At 36.4% G+C, this 21,501-nt stretch carries 20 protein-coding genes and 1 riboswitch; of the genes, 17 read left to right on the top strand and 3 right to left on the bottom strand.

Going from position 1 to position 21,501, the window contains the following annotated elements:
* Positions 1-112 precede the first annotated feature (112 nt).
* Positions 113-216, top strand: a riboswitch (SAM riboswitch).
* A gap of 80 nt (positions 217-296) precedes the next feature.
* The 5 genes from HWV59_RS01205 to HWV59_RS01185 all read left to right on the top strand — a co-directional run bounded on the left by HWV59_RS01205 (position 297) and on the right by HWV59_RS01185 (position 4,781).
* Positions 297-1,112, top strand: coding sequence for a transporter substrate-binding domain-containing protein (locus tag HWV59_RS01205; protein ID WP_175637903.1), 816 nt, complete (start codon positions 297-299; stop codon positions 1,110-1,112).
* A gap of 21 nt (positions 1,113-1,133) precedes the next feature.
* Positions 1,134-1,856, top strand: coding sequence for an amino acid ABC transporter permease (locus HWV59_RS01200; RefSeq protein WP_175637902.1), 723 nt, complete (start codon positions 1,134-1,136; stop codon positions 1,854-1,856).
* Positions 1,853-2,590 (top strand): amino acid ABC transporter ATP-binding protein, encoded by a 738-nt coding sequence (locus HWV59_RS01195; RefSeq protein ID WP_175637901.1) that lies wholly within the window; start codon positions 1,853-1,855, stop codon positions 2,588-2,590. The genes HWV59_RS01200 and HWV59_RS01195 overlap by 4 nt, the downstream gene beginning before the upstream one ends.
* A 138-nt stretch (positions 2,591-2,728) precedes the next feature.
* Complete coding sequence (gene mmuM, locus HWV59_RS01190) at positions 2,729-3,664, top strand: homocysteine S-methyltransferase (RefSeq protein ID WP_175637900.1); 936 nt, start codon at positions 2,729-2,731, stop codon at positions 3,662-3,664.
* A 271-nt stretch (positions 3,665-3,935) separates the two neighbouring features.
* Positions 3,936-4,781: a sulfurtransferase gene (locus HWV59_RS01185; protein ID WP_407941525.1), complete on the top strand. Its 846-nt coding sequence runs from the start codon at positions 3,936-3,938 to the stop codon at positions 4,779-4,781.
* Positions 4,782-4,919: 138 nt separating this feature from the next.
* On the opposite strand, the gene HWV59_RS01180 is transcribed toward HWV59_RS01185, so the two are convergent.
* Together HWV59_RS01180 and HWV59_RS01175 are read right to left on the bottom strand one after the other, a co-directional pair.
* On the bottom strand, positions 4,920-5,783 hold the full coding sequence (locus HWV59_RS01180) for an RNA polymerase sigma-70 factor (protein ID WP_175637899.1): 864 nt from the start codon (positions 5,781-5,783) through the stop codon (positions 4,920-4,922).
* On the bottom strand, positions 5,749-7,068 hold the full coding sequence (locus HWV59_RS01175; protein ID WP_175637898.1) for a phytoene desaturase family protein: 1,320 nt from the start codon (positions 7,066-7,068) through the stop codon (positions 5,749-5,751). Before HWV59_RS01175 ends, HWV59_RS01180 begins: the two co-directional genes overlap by 35 nt.
* Before the next feature lie 238 nt (positions 7,069-7,306).
* Between HWV59_RS01175 and HWV59_RS01170 the strand changes: the two genes are divergently transcribed.
* From HWV59_RS01170 to HWV59_RS01125, 10 genes are all read left to right on the top strand, one after another.
* A complete protein-coding gene (locus HWV59_RS01170; protein ID WP_175637897.1) occupies positions 7,307-8,056 on the top strand; it encodes an IclR family transcriptional regulator in 750 nt (249 codons plus the stop codon).
* A gap of 20 nt (positions 8,057-8,076) precedes the next feature.
* Positions 8,077-9,027, top strand: a complete 951-nt coding sequence (locus HWV59_RS01165) for a sugar kinase (RefSeq protein ID WP_175637896.1) — start codon at positions 8,077-8,079, stop codon at positions 9,025-9,027.
* Positions 9,028-9,041: 14 nt separating this feature from the next.
* Positions 9,042-9,683, top strand: a complete 642-nt coding sequence (locus HWV59_RS01160) for a bifunctional 4-hydroxy-2-oxoglutarate aldolase/2-dehydro-3-deoxy-phosphogluconate aldolase (RefSeq protein WP_175637895.1) — start codon at positions 9,042-9,044, stop codon at positions 9,681-9,683.
* A gap of 174 nt (positions 9,684-9,857) precedes the next feature.
* Positions 9,858-10,865, top strand: coding sequence for a LacI family DNA-binding transcriptional regulator (locus HWV59_RS01155; RefSeq protein ID WP_175637894.1), 1,008 nt, complete (start codon positions 9,858-9,860; stop codon positions 10,863-10,865).
* 82 nt (positions 10,866-10,947) lie between these two features.
* Positions 10,948-11,967, top strand: coding sequence for a zinc-binding alcohol dehydrogenase family protein (locus tag HWV59_RS01150; RefSeq protein ID WP_175637893.1), 1,020 nt, complete (start codon positions 10,948-10,950; stop codon positions 11,965-11,967).
* Between the two features lie 79 nt (positions 11,968-12,046).
* Positions 12,047-13,123, top strand: a complete 1,077-nt coding sequence (uxuA, locus tag HWV59_RS01145) for a mannonate dehydratase (protein ID WP_102231746.1) — start codon at positions 12,047-12,049, stop codon at positions 13,121-13,123.
* Positions 13,123-13,959 (top strand): SDR family oxidoreductase, encoded by an 837-nt coding sequence (locus HWV59_RS01140; RefSeq protein ID WP_102231745.1) that lies wholly within the window; start codon positions 13,123-13,125, stop codon positions 13,957-13,959. The genes uxuA and HWV59_RS01140 overlap by 1 nt, the downstream gene beginning before the upstream one ends.
* Positions 13,960-14,098: 139 nt before the next feature.
* Positions 14,099-15,112 carry a TRAP transporter substrate-binding protein gene (locus HWV59_RS01135; protein WP_102231744.1) on the top strand — a complete coding sequence of 338 codons (1,014 nt, stop codon included), beginning with the start codon at positions 14,099-14,101 and terminating at the stop codon, positions 15,110-15,112.
* 33 nt (positions 15,113-15,145) lie between these two features.
* Positions 15,146-15,712, top strand: a complete 567-nt coding sequence (locus HWV59_RS01130) for a TRAP transporter small permease (protein ID WP_102231743.1) — start codon at positions 15,146-15,148, stop codon at positions 15,710-15,712.
* Between the two features lie 13 nt (positions 15,713-15,725).
* Positions 15,726-17,009, top strand: a complete 1,284-nt coding sequence (locus tag HWV59_RS01125; protein WP_102231742.1) for a TRAP transporter large permease — start codon at positions 15,726-15,728, stop codon at positions 17,007-17,009.
* 144 nt (positions 17,010-17,153) lie between these two features.
* On the opposite strand, the gene HWV59_RS01120 is transcribed toward HWV59_RS01125, so the two are convergent.
* Entirely contained in the window at positions 17,154-18,599 is a 1,446-nt protein-coding gene (locus tag HWV59_RS01120) for a L,D-transpeptidase family protein (RefSeq protein WP_175637892.1), read from the bottom strand.
* A gap of 282 nt (positions 18,600-18,881) precedes the next feature.
* Between HWV59_RS01120 and HWV59_RS01115 the strand changes: the two genes are divergently transcribed.
* Together HWV59_RS01115 and HWV59_RS01110 are read left to right on the top strand one after the other, a co-directional pair.
* Entirely contained in the window at positions 18,882-19,661 is a 780-nt protein-coding gene (locus HWV59_RS01115) for a MerR family transcriptional regulator (RefSeq protein WP_102231740.1), read from the top strand.
* Positions 19,639-21,420: an ABC transporter ATP-binding protein gene (locus tag HWV59_RS01110; RefSeq protein WP_102231815.1), complete on the top strand. Its 1,782-nt coding sequence runs from the start codon at positions 19,639-19,641 to the stop codon at positions 21,418-21,420. The genes HWV59_RS01115 and HWV59_RS01110 overlap by 23 nt, the downstream gene beginning before the upstream one ends.
* The last annotated feature ends 81 nt before the right edge of the window (positions 21,421-21,501 follow it).

The following is a 21,501-nucleotide window of genomic DNA, read 5'->3' as shown; positions in this document are numbered from 1 at the left end:
ATTTGTTGAAATGTTAATGATGTACAAGTTAATAAAAATATGAATTAATTAGAAAATTTATTTGACAATCATCTTAATATTAAATAATATCATAATATACTAAAAATTGAATTACTTATCACGAGAGACTGAGGGACAGGCCCTATGACGTCCAGCAACCATCATTTTATGAAAGGTGCTAATTCCTGCAGAGTGTTTCATTCTGAGAGATAAGGTTTAGATAAAAATCCTCTTTCTGATTGAAGGAGGATTTTTTGATGTGGAATTATCCAACATTATTAAAAAGGAGTAAAAAAATGAAAAAGAGATCTCGTTTATTTTTATCACTGATTGCACTAGTAGGCTTAGCCGGAATATTAAATGGTTGTTCCTCTAAAGAAACAGCAAATGAAACAGGAGATAAAGTCATACTAGTCGGGACACAGAATGATTATCCACCTTTTGCTTTTGCTGATGAGAACAATGAACTGACAGGATATGATATTGACGTTGTGAAAGAAATTGATAAAAAGTTAGATGGTTATTCGTTTGAATTCGTTGCAACACCTTGGGATAGTATGTTTCTTTCATTAGAATCAAATAAAATCCAAGCAGTTGCAGATCAAGTTGCAAAAACAAAAGAACGTGAAGAGAAATATTTATTTACGGATGAATCATATTTTGCAGCAGAAACGGTGATTGTCGTAAAATCAGGTCGAACAGATATTAATACAATAGAAGATTTAGAGGGGAAAAAGGTCGGAGCGTTAGCTGGAGATTCTTATACTCTTTTGCTAGAAGAACATAATAAGAAAGCTGAAAATGACATTATTTTGAAGTATAGCGAAAGTGGCACTCCTTCAGAGATTTTGCAGGATGTACAAAATGGACGTATTGATGCCTATGTAAATGATCCCATTATGATTCATACAGTCTTAGAAAAATATGATCTTGATGTAGAAGTTGTAGGTCAGCCCCTAGTTCAAGATGACATGGGAATTGTATTTAAAGATGAGAAGCAAGGTGAGGAATTAAAAGCACTAGTTGATCCGGTTCTTAAACAACTTAAGGAAGATGGAACGTTAGCTGAACTATCGAAAAAATGGACTGGTGGAGAATATATTCCTGAATAAGGTTGGAGAAGGGAATACAAAATGGAAAATTTATTAGATATTGGTTTTTTAATAGAAAGCTTTCCTGCAATTGTTGCAAGATTACCTATTACAATTGGTATTGCGGTAGGGTCAATGATTCTAAGTTTATTTCTTGGACTTGCTACAGCACTTATAAAAATATATCGGGTGCCGGTATTAAAGACAATCTCTTCTTTTTACGTATCTTTTATTAGAGGCACACCTTTGTTGGTGCAAATTTATCTTGTTTTTTATGGAATACCAAAAGTCATTTACTTTCTTCAAACTGAATATGGCTGGCTTCAAAATGTCGATGTAAACATTATTCCACCGGAAATATATGCATTATTAGCCTTTTCTATTAATTTAGGTGCTTATTTATCTGAAACAATAAGGTCAGCAATAGAATCTGTTGATCGAGGCCAGTTTGAGGCTGCTAAAGCGATAGGGATGAGTCCAACACAAATGATGCTGAAAATTATTTTCCCGCAGGCTTTAACAGTGGCCATACCTAATCTGGGAAATATGTTTATTAGTACGATTAAGGACACTTCTCTTGTCTTTATTATTGGTGTTATTGATATTATGGGACAAGCCAAAATTATGGGCTCTCGCGGATTGGCCTTTTTTGAAGTCTATATAGCGGTTTCGATTATTTATTGGATTCTATGTATCATCGTAGAGAGATTACTTACTTTAGTAGAGAAGCGTGCCCGGAGATATGAAAGAGGGGTTATCTCATGATTAAAGTGGAGAATATTCATAAATATTTTGGTCAACAGCATGTGTTAAAAGGGATTGATTTTTCTGTTAATAAAGGGGAGGTTGTCTCTATTCTTGGACCAAGTGGTTCGGGGAAATCAACATTATTGCGTTGTCTCAATTTTTTAGAACATCCTACAAGTGGAATCGTTGAAATTAACGGGAAAAGAATAGATGTTGAATCAGCAGGTAAGACAGATGTTCAATCTTTAAGAACATCAACAGGAATGGTCTTTCAACAGTATAACTTATTTAAAAATTTAACTGTGTTACAAAATGTAATGATTGGCTTAACAAGTGTTAAGCGTGTGAATCCCGAGGAAGCAAAGAAGGTAAGCACAGATATCCTTGCAAAAGTGGGTCTTCAAGATAGGTTAAATCATTATCCTGCTCAGCTTTCCGGTGGGCAACAACAAAGGGTTGGTATTGCTCGAGCACTGGCACTTAATCCAAAGGTTTTATTATTTGATGAGCCGACTTCATCTTTAGACCCAGAGTTAGTTGATGAAGTTTTAACAGTTATTAAAGATGTGGCAAAGGAAGGAAATACAATGTTGATTGTTACCCACGAGCTGAATTTTGCGCGTGAAATTTCCGACAGAATTATCTTTATGGAGAATGGAATGATTCTTGAAGAAGGAACAGCAGAACAAATTTTCACCAATCCTAGTGTTGAAAGAACAAAGAAATTTTTAAGTAAAGTATTAAAGAAATAAGAGTAAGATTTTCTAGTACTATCAGAAAGTATAAATTTTATGGATGATAGTACAAGAAAAACTAAGGCTTTCACCATAAGGGCTTGGCGACAAGCCAAGTTTTTCTAGTATCTTTACTTTTAGGAAGAGGGATATGAGATGAATCCAATAGAAAAGATCCTGAGTAACTTTCCAATTATGATTATCGATGGAGCAATGGCTACAGAGCTCGAGAATCATGGGTGTAATCTAAATGACCGTTTATGGTCAGCAAAAATATTAATGGAAAATCCAGATCTCATTAAGCAGGTTCATACAGATTATTTCAAGGCGGGAGCAGATTGCGCCATAACAGCCAGCTATCAAGCTACGATTGAAGGATATAGGGAAAAAGGTCTGAATGAGGAAGAGGCGGTCGACTTAATTAAGAAGTCTGTTGTAATTGCTACGAAGGCACGCGATGAGTTTTGGACAGATATCGAATATCAGAATAACCGGCCTAAACCACTAGTGGCTGCTTCTGTAGGTCCGTATGGTGCATTTCTTGCCGATGGCTCTGAATATCGTGGGAATTATTCATTAAACGAAGATGAATTAGTAGAATTTCATAGAGAGCGGATAAAAATTTTAATTGAAGCTGGTGCTGATATCTTAGCATGTGAAACCATTCCTTGTCTTATAGAGGCCAAGGCAATAACAAGGGTATTAAAGGAATTCCCGGACGTTTACGCGTGGATCAGCTTTAGCGCAAAAGATGAATTGCACATTAGTGACGGGGAAAAAATTGCTGATTGTGCAAAGTGGATAGATGGAGAGAAGCAAATAGCTGCGATTGGTATAAATTGTTCAGCTCCAAATATTATTGAATCACTTATTAAGGAAATAAAAGACCAAACCACTAAACCCATCATTGTTTATCCAAATTCAGGGGAAGAATATGATGCAACAAATAAACAATGGAAAGAAATAGCTCCTTCTAATCAATTTACTACTAGCACTCAACGCTGGTATAAAGCAGGTGCAAACATAATAGGTGGTTGCTGTAGGACAACACCAGAGGATATAAGAGCTATTAGTGCTTGGGCGCGTAAATAGCTTTTAGACATATGAGAACATTGGAGCAGGAGGGTTATATTAACCTCTGCTCCTTTTTTATTTGGGAGTAGAAAAAGCCTGGTGACTGGTGCTGTAAATAGTAAATAACAATTTGAATTGAATCTTAATGTACATAACTAAAGGTATTACAAAGACCAAAATACATAATATAAAGCTTTCATACCGTCGGAATCTTTTTCATTTTAGAGAGGAGTTTTCCTTTTTCAAGAGAATTATCAGGTTATTAGACTAAATCTGATGGAGGTTGATCATGATGAAATATGTAGTTTATAAAGAATGGCTTATTGACCAATTAAATAACGATCAAGTGAAAATTGTGGATTGCCGGTTTGAATTAGGAAATCCTGTTAATGGAGAAAAGTTATATGAAGAGAGTCATATTCCGGGTGCTTTCTATTTTGATTTAGAAAAACAGCTATCTGGCCCTGTTTCAAAGCATGGTGGAAGGCATCCGCTTCCAGAAATCGAACAATTTAAATCCGAAATTGAGAAAGTTGGAATAGACAACACAAAAACGGTTGTTGCCTATGACATTGGAGAGGGACAGTTTGCATCCCGTTTTTGGTGGCTGCTCTCCTATTTAGGGCATGAAAATGTGTATGTGTTAAATGAAGGCTTTAAGGGCTGGAATGAAGCTGGCTACCCATTGACGAAGGAAGTAACGGCATCTGAATTAGCTGAATTTGAAGTGAATATCCAACATGAAATGCTGGCTTCTTATGAGGATATAAAAGAAGTTGTGCAACAAAAGAAAAAGTCTCCAATCTTAATAGATTCAAGAGAGGAGCGACGCTATGCAGGAGAAGTGGAGCCGCTTGATCGAATAGCTGGACATATACCAGGTGCGATTAATAAATTGTGGACAGAAGGATTAGAACAAGGTTCTTTTAAAAATGCAGAAGAACAGAAAAGGAGATTTTCTGAGTTAGACCAGGAGGATCCTATTATTGTTTATTGCGGGTCAGGTGTGACTGCCACTCCTAATTACATCTCTCTAAAAATGGCAGGTTATCAACATGTAAAACTATATGCTGGAAGCTATAGTGATTGGGTTTCATATGACGAGAATCCAGTAGCAAAAGGGAAGGAATCTTAATAGAATATGTTCCACGTGAAACGTTCACATAAATTGTAAAAAGGCTGCCCCTAAAGAACATCAGTCATGATTCTCTAGGGACAGTTTCAATTTAAATAAATTTCCTATAGAAAATATTCACTCCTAAGTCTAAACCTTTTAATAAATAGATAATTTCTCTGGATTCATTGTGATATACATTTCGTTTATTTTTTCATCACTAATATAAAAACTAAGGATGCTATGAATCTTACTATTGATGTACATAACGATTGCTGGTTGATAGTTGATATTCTTAATTTCAAAGTGAAAATCTTCAGGAGCTTTTTTTACGACTCCGTATAATAAGGCCAAAACATTGGTGATGGATATGATTGGTCGTATCGCTGCAGTGACTTTTCCTCCACCGTCAGAATATAGTGTGACATTGTTAGAGATAAGTTCTAATAAGGTATCGGTATTTTCTGTTTGAAAAGCTGCTATAAAACGGTTAATCAGTGACTTATTGTTCTCATAGTTTAAACTTTCACCTTCTACAACTAAGAGTTTTTGCTTAGCTCTACTAAAAATTTTCCTGCAATTTTCTTCTTTTTTTTCAATGATATTAACAATCTCTGAGTATGTGAAATTTAATACCTCTCTTAAAAGGAGAACTGCCCGCTCATCTGCTGTTAAATGCTCCATCATTCGTAAATAAGCAATGCTCAATCCTTCTTTCTGAATAATTCTTTCACTTGGGTCTAAGTCATGTATTTTCTCTAGTAGTAATGGCTCTGGATTCCATGGCCCTACATATTGTTCTCGTTTATACCGTGCGGATCTTACTAAATCAAGACAGAGGTTTGTCATTATTTTACAAAGATATGCTTTCTTATTTTCTATATTTTCTGTACTTATTTGGTAAGCTTTTAGAAATGTTTCTTGGACCATATCTTCTGCTTCTGCAATTGAGCCTAACATTCGATAGCCTAATGAAAATAACAATGGTTTAAATAACTGGTAGTCTTCCTTCGTGATTTGCATCGTTATTCCTCTTTTCGTTTAATATGATATCTTCAGCTGCTTGTTTTCCACTGCTTATTGCTCCATCCGCTAAAATATAGTCAGGAGAAGCCCAATCCCCGGCTATATATAGTCCCGGAATTTCTGTTTTATAACTATGAAGCTTGCGTTCATCTCCAATCCGAGGTAAACGCTGATTCACAATAATGTTAGGGATAAATCGTTTTGATATCACGTTTTGCTGCCAGCCTGGCTGTATCTTATCTAAGAATTGCTCAAGTTCTTTTTTAATCATTGTTCCATCTATATGTTCATCTGGATGATGATATTTAAAGACATGAAGAATGGCACTCATTGGGTTATCAGAGAGGCGGGCATAGCTTGAATGTACTGAATAATAAAGAGGATCTGTGATGCCTAATGCAAAAGGCCGATTTTTGTTAGGAAGCTGTGTTAAAGCTATATCTAAAGTGGCCCCTCTAACAGGTGTTATTTGAGTTAAAAAATTTCTAAGTGAAAAGACTATCTTTTCACTTAACATAGCATTTAGTTCATGAGCTCCTGTTGTGCAAATAACATATTTTCCTAGAAGTTCCTCACTATCTGAAAGTACTAATTTAAATAGGTTCTGTTGGGTAGGTTCAATTTGTTTAACAAACGTATGCGGTTGAACATGGACACCTGAAAGTATGGCTTTATTATGAAGTTGATCTATCATTGATTGCCATCCGCCATCAAGATAAAGTACACCTCCCATAGCATTTTTAATACTTGATAAAATTACTTTTGCACTCATTTTTTCAGGAGCATGACAATAGGTTGACAATCTGCCAAGGACGTATAGTAAGGACTCCACTATTGTAGAGCGGGCTACCTGTCTAACCCATTGTTGAAAGGTCTGCTCTGCTAATTTTTCAGAATCTATCCTCAGTATTTTTATCAGAATAGCTATCCACTCTATGCGTTCAGTTGCATTTAATAGGCGGGTTGTAAAGAGTGCTAAAGGAGAAAGTGGAGCTGCATATTCAGTATTATTATCAACTAAAATGCCGCCTAACTTGGGTGATTTGCCTCTAAGATTAATACCTAATTCTTCGAGAATAGACTTGGCTTTTCCTTTTTTATAAAGAGCATGGGGGCCAAGATTAAAATATTGTTGACCCACCTTGTTTGTTCGTGCCCTTCCGCCAACATTATTTCCCTTTTCTAATAATAAAATAGACATATTGGTTTTCATCAAATAATTGGCTGCAACATAACCTGCTAATCCACCACCAACAATGATAATATCCCACTTTTGAGTCATAAGATAACCTCCACATATTCATTTCACAACCCAAGACGAGAAAGGGTGAGTGAATGTGACACGTTAATAATTAAATATTTATTAATTTCTCCTTGAATTTGAATTTTTGAATTTTCCTTTATGTCTTAAATTTTAACTATTTTGTACATTGACAGCGGTAACAAACACATATATAGTAAAACATATAATCACATACAGGATTATAAATTACATATGTGATTTATAGGGAGGTGTTATCTTGACTGTTAAGTCTGCACTCCGTGTTTTACAGATTTTTGAATTGCTTGCTCAATATCCTGATGGATTAACGGTGAAGGAAATGAGTGACCAGCTAGGTTGGCCTCAGAGCAGTACCTTTAATCTGATAAAAACGTTATACAATCAAAGCTATTTATCACAATCATCTTCAAAGAAGTATAAACTTGGAGCAAATCTCATTCAACTCGGTTCAAAGGCATTAGATTCCTTTGACTTTGTGACTGATTCTCAACCATATTTGCAGGAATTAATGAATCAAGTGGAAGAAACTGTTTTTATGGCAGTCCTTTCAGAAGACAAAGTGATTTATGTGAATAAGTTTGAGTTTGAACGTTCTATCCGGACCAGTGCTTATATTGGAATGCAAAGGCCGGTATATTGTACAGGACTGGGGAAAGCATTTCTCACTTTCCTTCCTTTTCATGAGAGGGAAGAGATGTTAAATAAGATTGAATTAAAAGCGATCACTCCAAAGACAATTACAGATCGTCAAGCTTTGGAAGAACAATTATCTAAGTCTTTCGAAATGGGCTACACGATTGATGATGAAGAAAATGAAGAGGGATTACTTTGTATGGCTGCACCTGTCTATGATGTAAGCAAAAAGATAAAGGCAGCGATAAGTGTGGCTGGTCCAAAAGAGAGAATGCTCCTTCATAACGACAATATTGTAAGCAGTTTATTAGTAACAGCTGAAAAGATTTCAGCAAGAATGGGATACAGTAAGTGATTTAGGGGGGAGAAATAGTTATGGATGTGGTAACAATTGGGGAAACAATGGTGCTATTTACTCCGGAAGCGGAGGGCTCGTTGCGATATTCGCAGCAGTTTTCAAAAAAGTATGGAGGGGCTGAGTCGAATGTAGCCATTGGATTGGCTAGACTTGGTCATCAAGCAGGCTGGATCAGTAAAGTAGGAAATGATGAATTTGGAAAAGGCATGCTTTCATTTATCCGTGGCGAAGGGGTCGATGTTCATAAGGTGCTGCTAACAGATGAAGCCCCGACAGGGATGTATTTTAAAGAACATAGACGTGAAGGCATGATCAATGTTTATTATTACCGAAAAGGTTCAGCTGCAAGCAGGATGAAAAAGGAAGAATTAGATCGTGATTATATTGGTCAAGCCAAATATCTTCATATAACGGGAATAACTCCAGCTCTTAGCGAAAGTTGCCGCGAAACGGTCTATGAAGCTATCAAAATAGCAAAAGAAAAAAATGTAAAGGTCGTTTTTGATCCGAACCTTCGAAGGAAACTTTGGGAAGAGGACCTGGCTAGAGGAGTTTTGCTGAAGATTGCTTCAGAAGCGGATATTATTTTACCTGGTATTGAAGAAGGACAATTTATGTTCGGAGTCGACCAGCCTGAAGAAATAGGAAAACGCTTTTTAGAGTTGGGAGCATCCATTGTAGTATTAAAGATAGGAGCAGAAGGATCTATCTATTTTACGGAAAATGAAATAAGAAAAGTACCTGGTTTTCCAGTTAAACATGTTGTCGATCCAGTAGGAGCTGGTGATGGATTCGCAGCCGGGTTTCTTTCCGGAATGATTGATGGGCTGCATCTTGAACAGGCATTGACACGTGCTAATGCTGTAGGTGCCCTTGTAACAATGGTTAAGGGAGATGTAGAAGGGCTCCCGGATCGATTTGAGATTGAACAATTTATATCAAATAATGAAAACGATGTTATTCGTTAAGGAAAGGTGATTTTATGACTTTATTAGATCAAATTAAAGAGACAGGTATTGTCGCTGTTATTCGTGGTGCGTCAACAGAAAATATTATTCCTATTGCAAAAGCTTTAAAAAACGGTGGAGTAACAGCCCTGGAAATTACAGTTGAAACACCAAGAGTTCTTTCAGCGATTGAAAAGTTATCAGCAGAGCTTGGAGATGAGGTCATTGTTGGTGCAGGAACAGTCCTTGACCCTGAAACAGCAAGAGCAACGATTATGGCCGGAGCAAAATTTGTTTTTTCACCTACTGTAAACAAAGAAACAATTAAAATGACGAAGCGTTATGGTGTACTTAGTATTCCTGGAGCATTAACACCGACTGAAATATTGACTGCCTACGAAAATGGTGCAGATTTAATCAAGGTGTTTCCGGCAAATGTATTTGGTCCAAAATATTTAAAAGATATCCATGGTCCACTTCCACAAATTCCATTAATGCCTACAGGTGGAGTAAGTCTTGAAAACATTGGTGATTTTGTGAGAGCTGGTGCTGTTGCTGCAGGGGTAGGCACTTCACTTGTTAATACAAAGAGAGAAATTAATGAGCAGTACCTTGCAGAGCTTGAGCAAACAGCACGTTCTTATCATCAGGCATTTAAAGAAGCACAAAAAAAATAGAATACACATAGAAATAGCATTGGATAAATTAGTAGATAGTTATAATAAATTTTAATATTGTAGGATATTTTTAATTCATTGTCTAAATTTTGTAATAAGTTATTGTAAATGTAAGTGTTTACACATATAATAAAACTAAATCGGTTTACTAAACCGGTTTAGGAGTGAAAATACATGGAAAAAGTGACAATGAAAGATGTTGCAGTCAAAGCGGGGGTATCTAAGAGTACTGTATCACAGTATATAAACAATCGTTTTGAATATATGGCACAAGCAACAAAAGAAAGAATTGAGAGTGCAATCGAAGAACTTGGATATATACCAAACTATGTGGCAAAAAGCTTAAAGCAAAAGAAAACAGCCACAATTGGAGTTATTGTTGCGAATATCCTGCATTCTTTTACAACAGAAATTATTAGAGTCATAGAGGATATATGTAACCAAAATGATTTCCATATTTTTGTATGCAATGCAGATGATAATCCGGAAAAAGAGCAAAGTTATATTAAAATGTTGATGGCTAAACAAGTGGACGGTTTGATTATCTTTCCAACAACTGGGAATACAGAGTTATATAAACAGTTAAAAATAGCCGGGTTCCCAGTTGTGTTCATTGACCGCAAAATTGATCCTGTTATCTTTCCGACGGTAATGCTGGATAATGAAAAAGCGTCTGAATTAGCTGTTGAGCGAATCATTGAAAGTGGAAGAACAAAAATTTGTCTAGTAGGTCAATCAATTGAAAGTGGAATTTCTCCACGTATTGAACGGATTGATTCATATAAGAAAGTCTTAATGAAGCATGGCTTACATGTAAATGAAAAATGGATCATAACAGCTGAAACGAATGGAATCAGTGAGCAATTACAAACCATCTGGCAAGATGAAGAATATCGTCCCAATGCTTTTTATGCGATTAATGGGATGGCCGCAATTGATTTATTAACCTTTTTGAAGGAACAAAATGTTCTTATTCCCCGTGATGTAAGCGTTATAACAATGGATGATTCACCGTTTTTAGCAGCTGCTACTCCGGCTATAACGGTTGTCACTCAACCAAACAAACAAATGGGAATAGATACAGCAAAAATGATCATTAAGTTAATTAATAATCCGGAGTTGAAAGAAGAATATGAAGTCTTCCGATATCCGCCAACATTAATTGAAAGAGAATCTGTATAAAAATTTAAATCTGCCAGATTGCTAGAATGGCTGTGATATATACGTAGGTTACAAGAAAATTTTTAGAATAGGAGTGTTTTCTATGAAAGCTGTTCGTATTCCAAAGCCAGGAGAGATTGTTTTAGAAGAAGTTGAGGTTCCAGTTATTAGTAATCCAACTGAAGTACTTGTGAAAATAAAGCGAGTAGGAATTTGTGGATCAGATATGCATATTTACCATGGAACAAATCCGCTTGCTACATATCCCCGAGTGGTTGGTCACGAGGTTGCAGGAGAAGTTGTGTCTGTTGGTGAAGCTGTCACCAACTTAAAACCGGGTGACCATGTTGTCGTAGAGCCAATTCGTTATTGTGGCAAGTGCTATGCATGTCGAAAAGGACGTCCGAATGTATGTAATGAACTTTCTGTTTTTGGCGTTCATGAGGATGGAGGAATGCGTGAATTTATCGTGCTTCCTGAAAAACAACTTCATGCAGTGGATCCGTCATTGGACTGGGATGAAATTGTTTTGGCTGAGCCTTATACAATTGGTGCTCAAGCTGTATGGCGTGGAAACGTAGAAGAAGGCGATACTGTCTTCATCCAGGGATCAGGACCGATTGGCATTTGTATCTTGAAAATGGCGAAGCTTGCAGGAGCTACAGTCATCATGTCTGATTTAAAAGAAGAACGTCTTGCATTTGCAAAAGAAAATGGTGCGGATTATGTGATTAATGCCGGAAGCGAATCTATTGAAGAAAGAGTAATGGAGCTAACAAAAGGCGAAGGTGCCAATGTTGTCATTGATGCCGTATGTTTACCTTCAACATTCGCGTTAAGTTTAGACGTCGCATCTGTTGCTGGTACTGTCGTTGTTCTTGGTTTTGATGAACGTCCATCCGAAATTCCACAATTACCAATTACAAAGAAGGAATTAACTCTTGTTGGGTCCCGTCTTCAAACCAATCAATTTGAAAAAGTTGTTACATTATTAAATGAAAATAAGCTAAAAGAAAATGGCTTGATCACTCATAAATTTGCTTCAAGTGATGTAAAGGAAGCTTTTACTTTTGTAGAGGAAAATCCAGACATCGTAAGAAAAGCATTGATCATATTTGAGTAAAGAAAGTGATTCACCATTTAAAAAATAGTAGATTCTATTTTTAAACAGAGATTATTTGACAAAAGTAGGTGTACTTTTTATGAATATGACATTTCGTTGGTATGGCAGAGATAATGATACCGTGTCACTTGAACAAATAAGACAAATTCCGAATGTTAAGGGAATTGTTTGGGCGCTGCACAAAAAACAGGTTGGTGAAGTGTGGACGATTGATGAAATTCATGAAGAAGTTGAGTACATCCAATCATATGGTTTTCATGCGGAAGTAGTTGAAAGTGTAAACATTCATGAATCAATTAAGCTTGGTATTGAAGAGCGAGATTACTATATTGAAAATTATAAACAGACGATCCGAAATTTGAGTAAGTTTAACGTAAAAGTGATTTGTTATAACTTTATGCCTGTATTTGATTGGATCCGTACTGATTTATTTCACCCGCTTCCAGATGGGTCAACGGCTCTATTTTATGAAAAAGCAAAGCTGGATACGCTTGGACCGAAAGAGTTAATCGAAACCTTTGCTAGTGCTTCTTCAAAAATGACGTTAGCTGGATGGGAACCTGAAAAATTAGCAGCAACTCAAGAATTGTTTGAGGCGTATAAAGAAATTGATGAGGAAAAACTCTGGGAAAATCTGCGTTATTTCTTATTAGAAATTCTTCCTGTATGTGAAGAATGTGACATTAAAATGGCGATTCATCCGGATGATCCGCCATGGAGCTTATTTGGACTGCCTCGAATTATGACAGGGGAAGAAAGTTTAAGGAGATTAACAGAAATATCCAATTCTCCTTCAAACGGAATTACATTTTGCACAGGCTCCTTAGGTTCAAATCCGGCAAATGATATGGTGGATCTTGTTGCTAAATACGCAAAGTATTCTCCGTTTTCCCATCTTCGCAATGTGAAGATATTTGAAAATGGTGATTTTATTGAAACATCTCACCTTACAGCAGATGGATCAGTTGATCTGGCAGGAGTAGTCAAGGAGCTTGCTGAGCAAGATTATCAAGGGTATGTAAGACCTGACCACGGTCGACATATATGGGAGGAAGATTGCCGTCCTGGATATGGATTGTACGATCGGGCACTTGGGATTATGTATTTAAATGGTCTTTGGGATGCTTATTTTAAATTGAAAAAGGAGAATGTGTAATGTTACCTATACATGAAAACTTAAATGGACGAGTTGCTGTTGTTACTGGCGGAAGTGGGGTTTTATGTTCGGAAATGTGCCGTGAGCTTTCAAGACACGGAGTAAAAGTAGCCATCTTAAATCGTACAGTTGAAAAAGGAGAGGCAGTTGCAGAAGATATTCGCTCTAAAGGCGGAAGTGCCATTGCGTTAGCAGCAAATGTTCTTGATCGGGCTTCTTTAGAAAAGGCAAGAGATGAAATTATTAAGCAATTTGGAAAGATTGATATTTTAATAAATGGGGCAGGTGGAAATCATCCTGATGCCATTACTGCAAATGAAACGTATGGAGAAAAAGTGGAAGGCAAAACATTTTTTGATCTCGATGAATCAGGATTTTCACAGGTATTTGCGAGCAACTTTACCGGGACATTTTTAGCGAGCCAAGTATTTGGTGAAGCACTTTTGGAACAAGATGCTCCATCGATTATCAATATCTCATCCATGAGCTCATATTCACCAATGACAAAGGTTCCGGCTTATAGCGCAGCTAAAAGTGCTATCAATAATTTCACGATGTGGATGTCTGTACACTTTGCTGAAACTGGTTTACGTGTAAATAGTATCTCACCGGGCTTTTTCTTAACCCAGCAGAATCGTAATCTATTATTAAATGAAGATGGATCTCTTACATCACGTTCAAACAAAATTATTACACATACACCAATGAAACGTTTTGGAAAACCAGAAGATCTTCTAGGAACATTAATCTGGCTTGTTGATGAATCTTGTTCAGGGTTTGTAACAGGTATTACCGTTCCTGTTGATGGCGGGTTTATGGCTTACTCAGGGGTTTAGGTTTTTGAATATTGGAATATGGGGGGTACCCCCTGTATTCTCTCCTTTTAATGTGGACGGAATAGGTAAAAAAACCGTTTTTATCTGAGTGGAAAATGACAGCGCTTTAAATCAGAGTTAGGAGATGGGGGTATAAGAAATGAAAAAAATCATCATGAAGGGTTTAGCAGGGGTTGCACTATTAACAGGAATGGTAGCACTCTCAGGTTGCAGCTCTAATGCAGTTGCAGGTCAAAGTACTCTAGTGAAAGTAGGTACTCCTTTTGCAGCTTCACATCCGGTGAATGTTGCATTGTTAGAGGTATTCGAACCGGAAATTGAAAAAATGACAGACGGAAAGTTTAATGTGCAAATTTATCATTCCGGCCAGATTGGTGGAGAAAAGCAATTATATGATTTTACCCGCAGTGGAATCGTTGAAGCTACGGCAGTTGGTACTGTTATGTGGAGTGAAGTTCCAATGATGTCGACTCCTGACTTTCCATTTATTTTTAGAGACGTTGAGCATGCTAGAAAAGTATATCAAGGAGAAGTTGGGGAGTATATTGCAGAGAATTTAGAATCACAGGAGCCTCTTCAATTTTTATCATGGCATCCAAATGGTGCACGCGTTTTTAGCTCAAGCAAACCAATTAATTCAATAGAAGATTTTCAAGGACTTAAATTAAGAATGCCAAATAACCCAATTCACGTTCAGGTTGCACAGTCTCTTGGAGCAAATGCTCAAATTATGGATTTGGGAGAAGTGTTTACTGCATTAGAGCAAAATGTAGTTGATGGTCAGGATAACCCAATTTCAACGGTTAGACAAGAAGGCTGGTATAACGTTCAGGATCATATTTATGAGTCGAACCATATGGTCTCTTCAATTGAATTGTTAATGTCCAACGAGTTTTGGGAAACGTTGACAGAGGAAGAAAAGGAAATTTTCCAAGAGGTTGCTGATGCAACATCAGATAAAAGCTGGGATTTATATCAAAAAAGTCTTGAGGAAGATAGAAAATTCCTGGAGGAAAATGGCTTAACATATGTGGTTCCAACAGAAGAGGATAGAGCAAAATTGGTGAAGGCGATGGATCCGGTATATGAAACACTTTACGAGAAATACGATTGGGCAGAAGATTTGATTAAACGAATTCAGGCTGTTGAGTAGGAGAATTGGTTTTTGAACAAGGAGGGAAGGATTATGTCCAATTTTTTGGATAAGCTTTTCAAAAATGTAGATTATTTATTGGGAATCATGATGGCATTGATGGTTGGATTAGTATTTCTAAATGTCATTCTACGTGCCGGGTTTAATTCAGGTCTTGTGTGGTCAGAAGAACTTGCTCGTTATTTATTTGTTTTTATTACCTTTATCGGTGCCATTGGGGCAATGCGATCCAATTCTCACTTAGGAATGGATATTGTTATTCGACGCTTGCCGCATAAAGGAAAGATTGTTGCCTATTACTTAAATCAATCGTTAATTCTTGTTGTCATGGGAATGCTTGTTCAAGGAACATCTAAGATGGTTGTTCAGAGTGTGGAAGCAAGAGCAGCTGCAACTGGAATTCCATTATCTATTCTTTACAGTATTATGATTGTGACGGCTGTTTGTATTGGAATTAACTGTATTGCAAACATCATTAAGGTAATAAAAGATCCATCTAAAATTGATGAACTTGTTACACTGCATGAATCAGAAGATGATGATATTGTTGAACAGGTTAACAGCGATAAAACCAATTCCACAGATAAATTGGGCAACTAAGGGGGATTAGGCAATGACAATGCTCGTTTTTATAGTAAGTCTGATTGCTGCAATGGCTATAGGAATGCCGATTGCTTTTTCACTGCTATTAAGCGGTGTCATCATGATGTTTTTTCTAGGGGATTTTGATACGCAGATTATTTCACAAAATTTGTTTGTTGGAGCCGATAGTTTCTCTTTAATGGCGATCCCATTCTTTATTTTAGCCGGTGATTTAATGAACCGCGGCGGACTAACGTTACGGATTGTTCGTGCAGCCACATCACTTGTTGGTCATATTCGTGGCGGTCTAGGGTATGTATCGATTTTAGCTATTTTATTATTTGCAAGTTTAGTAGGTTCGGCTGTTGCATCAACTGCTGCATTAGGAGCTATCCTAATCCCAATGATGACACAGGCTGGATATGATCGTGGCCGGTCAACGGCATTAATCGCAAGCGGTAACATTGTGTCACCAATTATGCCTCCATCTGTTCCGATGATTGTCTTTGGTGTAACAGCAGGTGTATCCGTTACCGACTTGTTTATCGCGGGAATAGCCCCTTCAATTTATATCGCTGTTGCTCTATGTCTTGTTTGGGCATGGGTAGCTCGTAAGGATAAAGTTAAAGCATTACCACGTTCTAGTTTTAAAGAAATGGCAAAAGCATGTTTAGATGCTGTTTGGGCGATTTTAATGCCTGTTGGTATTTTAGTAGGTCTTAGAGGTGGATTTTTTACTCCTACTGAGGCTGGTGTAATTGCTGTTGTATACGCTTTAGTAATTGGGATGTTTATCTATCGTGACTTAAAACCAAAAGATATCATGGAGAGCTTAATTAGTTCTGCGAAAACATCAAGTGTCATTATGTTGTTAGCAGCAGCGGCAATGGTATCCGCATGGTTGATGGCAGTAGGGAATGTACCACAAGAAATTTCATCAATTTTAAGTCCTTTAATTGATCAACCGTTACTGCTTTTAATCGTCATTAATATTATTATTATTTTGGTCGGTATGGCTATGGACGTAAATCCAACCATCTTGATTTTAACACCAGTGTTAATGCCTGTTGTTGAAGCAGCAGGAATCAACCCGGTTTACTTTGGTCTATTGTTCGTATTAAACAATGTTATTGGACTTCTGACTCCACCGGTCGGAACCGTTTTAAACGTTGCAGTTGGTGCAGGTAAAATAAGCATGGAACGTTTAATTAAGGCGATAACTCCGTTCCTGATTGTAGAAGTCGTGATCTTATTCTTATTAATCCTTATTCCGGAATTAGTAACTGTTCCAATGGAGTTTTTCTCTGGTGAATAGGAAAGTGAATATTAACTTCTGAGCAATTTAGTTAGATGTAACGGCAATAATGACTAACTTACAGCTCGAATCTTTGGAGAAATGAAAAAGAGGGATCAACATCCCTCTTTTTTTAGTTCCAATTATATAGAAAGGAAGTATTTCCTAATAGACAACAACTGGATCATATGTTTCCAGATTATCATAAACAGCCTTCATAACATTAGGAGGGACATTGACACAACCACCCGAACCGGCTGTTAAATAGGCATTGCTTCCCCAGTTAGTTCGCCAGCTGGCATCGTGGAAGCCTTGTCCACTATTTGTGAAAGGTGCCCAATAATCTACTTTTATAGAGTAATTAGGATTACCTGCAGAGCTTCCTGTGAGGGTGTATGGTGTTCTTTTATAGAGGATATACCACACTCCAGGAGATGTATCTTCCTGTGTACTGTGCTTACCGGTAACCACATTTGTTGTTAGTACTTGTTTTCCGTCTTTATAAAGCCAAATACGCTGTTCTTTAATCGATACTTCAGCATAGGTATCACCAATACCGCCATTTGTAATAGTTTCATAGCCATATCCCTCATTGCTCCAACCATTTCCATAAATATTAGCTGCAGATACTGATTTTTCTCCTTTTTCAAAAGCATCTTGCACAAGTGCTGTTTCTTTTTCAACATCAAGTGCCCATCCATAGCCTTGTCCTTTCACTGAAATCACTTTACCAGAATGGGTTTTAAAGGTAAAATTTTTGTCCAATGTGGATTGAGAGTCATTAATTTCAGTTATTTTCTTTGTAAGATCTGCTGGATCAATCGTAACCTTTAAATCTTTTGTGACAGAGGCATTTTTAATGAGATTGCTGGCTTTTAAAGAATAAACTTGATCCTGCACCTTATAGTCAACAGTATGCTGTAGAAGCTCTTTTAGCTTTTGCTCTTCTTTTTTTACAACCTCACTGTCTTCCTTGAGTGGAAGAATGAATGAAGAATTCAGGTGAATATCATGAGTATATTTCTGCTTATCATATTCTTTTAATAGATTAGTAACATCATATTGCGTACCATCAATACTCTTTGTAATAATAACTTCTCCGTTTTCAAGTACAGCTTGTGCATCTTTAGGAGCCTTTAAATTTTTATTCATTGAGATAAGTTTTTGTTCAAACTCATTTCGCAGGATGTCGTTACGATATTGATCCTGTTTGCCAGGTACTAATGAATAATTTTTTTCTATAAAAGAAGGGAAGAATGTCCATTGTTTTTTTAATAGCTTTTTAACTTCTGATAAATCATCTTCTGTAAAAACCATCTTAGTATCTTTTCCATCTACGATTAATTCGTTTCCAACATAAACTTCATTTGTTAGAACGGTTGTTTGCAACTTATTCAGTGTCTCATCAGCAGTTAAATGACTAACACTTATACCATTAATTTTTATATGCGCGTTAAAGTGATTTGCTTGATAATAGCTAATAAATGCCAAGATGAGTGCAATAAAAAGGACAATTACCGTTGTGATCAATTTCCAATTTTTATACCACTTAACTGGTTTTTTATTTGCTTGATCATTTTCTTTAAAAGGTTGTTCTGCAGTGTTTCCCATACTCTTTCCCCCAGTATAACTTCGACATCGAAATCTTATCTTGTTGATATTATTACAAAGTTTACAGTTATTTTACCCTATTATTAAACTTTAACTACAATTTTACTAGAAAAAAGATAATGATTTTGTCGTAATTTGTAAGTTTTCTAATTTATGTATATTTCGTGAATACAGGGAGTGATTTCATTTGAAATAAGATATACCTATTTATATTTTTTACTTGCTTCTCACGTAACGTTAGGTTTTAAGATAATAATAGAAACTTAAATGGAGGGATCCTACATGGGGGAGAGTTATTCAATTGGTGAATTTTCCAAGAAGACAGCAACAACCATTCGAACGTTGCATTATTATGATGAATTAAATTTATTAAAACCTTCATATGTGACAGATAAAGGCCGGCGTTATTACACCAATAGTGATCTTATTACATTACAAAAAATTCTTACATTAAAATTTTTAGGATATTCACTTGAGCAAATTAAGGAGTTTTTTCAAGAAGAAACTTGGGATTTAAAGGAGACTCTTTTCTTTCAGAAAAGTAAAATGGTTCAAAAGAAAAAACAAATTGAAAATGTGATTAAAGCTTTAGATCATGCCCTTCATATAATAGAAGATCGTAAGGAAATTGAGCCGTCTATCTTTATTTCCCTTATTAGTACGATTCAAATGGAACACGAACAAAAAGAGTGGTTAAAGAATTATATAGATGGCGATCTGATTGAAACTATATACGATGTTTCCGAAAGTAAGCAGTTGGAAGTAGAGAAAAAATGGGTGGAAATTTCAATGGATTTAAAAAAACTACGTAACCTTGATCCGGATGATCAGCGTGTTCAAGATCTCATTGGTGAAATGATGGCACTTGTAAAAGAGTTAACAGGTGATGATCTTGCGTTTGTTCAGGAAATTTCTGAAAAAGAAGTAGAGGATGATGTATGGCTATTCCATTCCCCTTTTTCAGCTGAAGAGGAGGAATGGATTGCGAGTGCCTTAAATGCTTACTTAAAAAGGAAAGGAGTAGATTTACAAGATGGAAATGGAGAAAAAGAATCTTCCTAAAGCGAATCATATTGGTGAATTTTGGGCCCTTATTAAAAATTCAAAACCACCTGTAACAATATTTTGTGTGGCCGTTGTTCTTAGCTTGCTTGAGACTGGGGCTGGGCTAATTGTTCCTCTATTTACAAAATCATTGGTAGATCAGCTTTCCCAATCAGCTTTAGAGGTGTCGGTTATTCTTTTATTGGCTGTTGCGTTTATTGTGCAAACAATATCATCAGGACTTTCCTATTATTTTATGACATATTTAGGAGAATCAATTGTTGCATCTATAAGAAAGCGACTTTGGGAACATGTTCTCCATTCACCAATACCTTATTTTGACCAACATGAGTCAGGAGATACGATGAGCCGGATAACCCAAGATACAAATACAATTAAAACGCTAATTACGCAACACTTAATTACTTTTATTACTGGACTAATCACTATTGTAGGTTCGGTCATCATTCTCCTTTTTATTGATTGGAAAATGACATTAATTATGCTCATTGCTGTTCCACTATCAATTGCGATTATTATGCCGCTGGGACAAAAGATGTATAAAGTTTCACAGCTAACACAAGATGAGATGGCAGGGTTTTCTGCAAATTTAGGAAGAGTTTTAACTGATATTCGACTTGTTAAGGCTTTTGTTGCAGAGAAAACAGAACAACGAAGAGGAAATGACCTTATACATCACTTATTCCAATATGGTTTAAAGGAAGCAAAAATTCTTGCTGTTATTACACCTTTCATGTCATTTACGATGATGCTCGTACTTGTTCTCCTAATTGGTTACGGCGGTGTTCAAGTAGCTTCCGGTGCTTTAACAGCAGGTTCTCTCGTAGCCATAATCATTTATATGTTTCAAATTGTAGTTCCTTTTAGCCAAATGGCAGGGTTTTTTACAGCTTTTCAGAAGGCAATGGGAGGAGCTGAACGAGTTCAATACATTCTATCTCTTAATAGAGAACCGAGTGAAGATAACCTTATTGTTCAAAACCCTTCTCAGGATATTCATTTTAAAGATATTAACTTTGGATATAAAAAAGGAACTTCTATCCTAAGAAATATGATATTGTCCATTCCTACTGGAAAGACCACCGCATTTGTCGGTCCAAGCGGGAGTGGTAAAACAACCTTATTTGCCTTACTAGAAAGATTTTATATTCCAACGTCAGGAGAAATCTTACTTGGTGATACAAATATAAAGGATTTCAACCTTAAGTCATGGCGTAGTCAATTTAGCTATGTATCTCAGGAGAGTCCGCTCATGTCAGGAACAATTCGGAATAATATTATATACGGTATGGAAAGAGAAGTTGCAGAGAAAGAAATAGAAGTAGCGGCAGATCTCGCCAATGCTTTAGATTTTATTTCTCGACTTCCACAGAAATTTGATACAGAGGTTGGCGAACGGGGGATAAAGCTATCAGGAGGACAAAGACAACGAATTGCGATTGCCCGTGCTTTAATACGTGATCCGAAAATTCTTTTATTAGATGAAGCAACTTCTAATTTAGATAGTGCTTCAGAACATCTTGTTCAACATGCACTTAAACGTTTAATGAGAGGTAGAACAACACTTGTTATCGCACACCGTTTATCAACTGTTATTGATGCAGATCAAATTATTGTTTTAGATGGTGGGAATATTACAGGTATCGGTACACATTATGAATTAATTGAACATCATGAATTATATAGAAAGCTTGCAAAACAACAGCTTCAGAATACAAATTTAGAAGCAACTCCAAAAATAGGATCAAAAACCTGAATTAACTTTCCCTGAAAAACGTCCAGAATCAAGTATTGTAAGAAGGAGATTAAAAACTCATATAAAAGGGTATCATTTTTA

The sequence above is a fragment of the Metabacillus schmidteae genome, assembly GCF_903166545.1.
Lineage (GTDB): Bacteria > Bacillota > Bacilli > Bacillales > Bacillaceae > Metabacillus > Metabacillus schmidteae.
The sequence above is the reverse complement of the archived record's forward strand: the minus strand, read 5'-3'. Positions and strand labels throughout refer to the sequence as shown.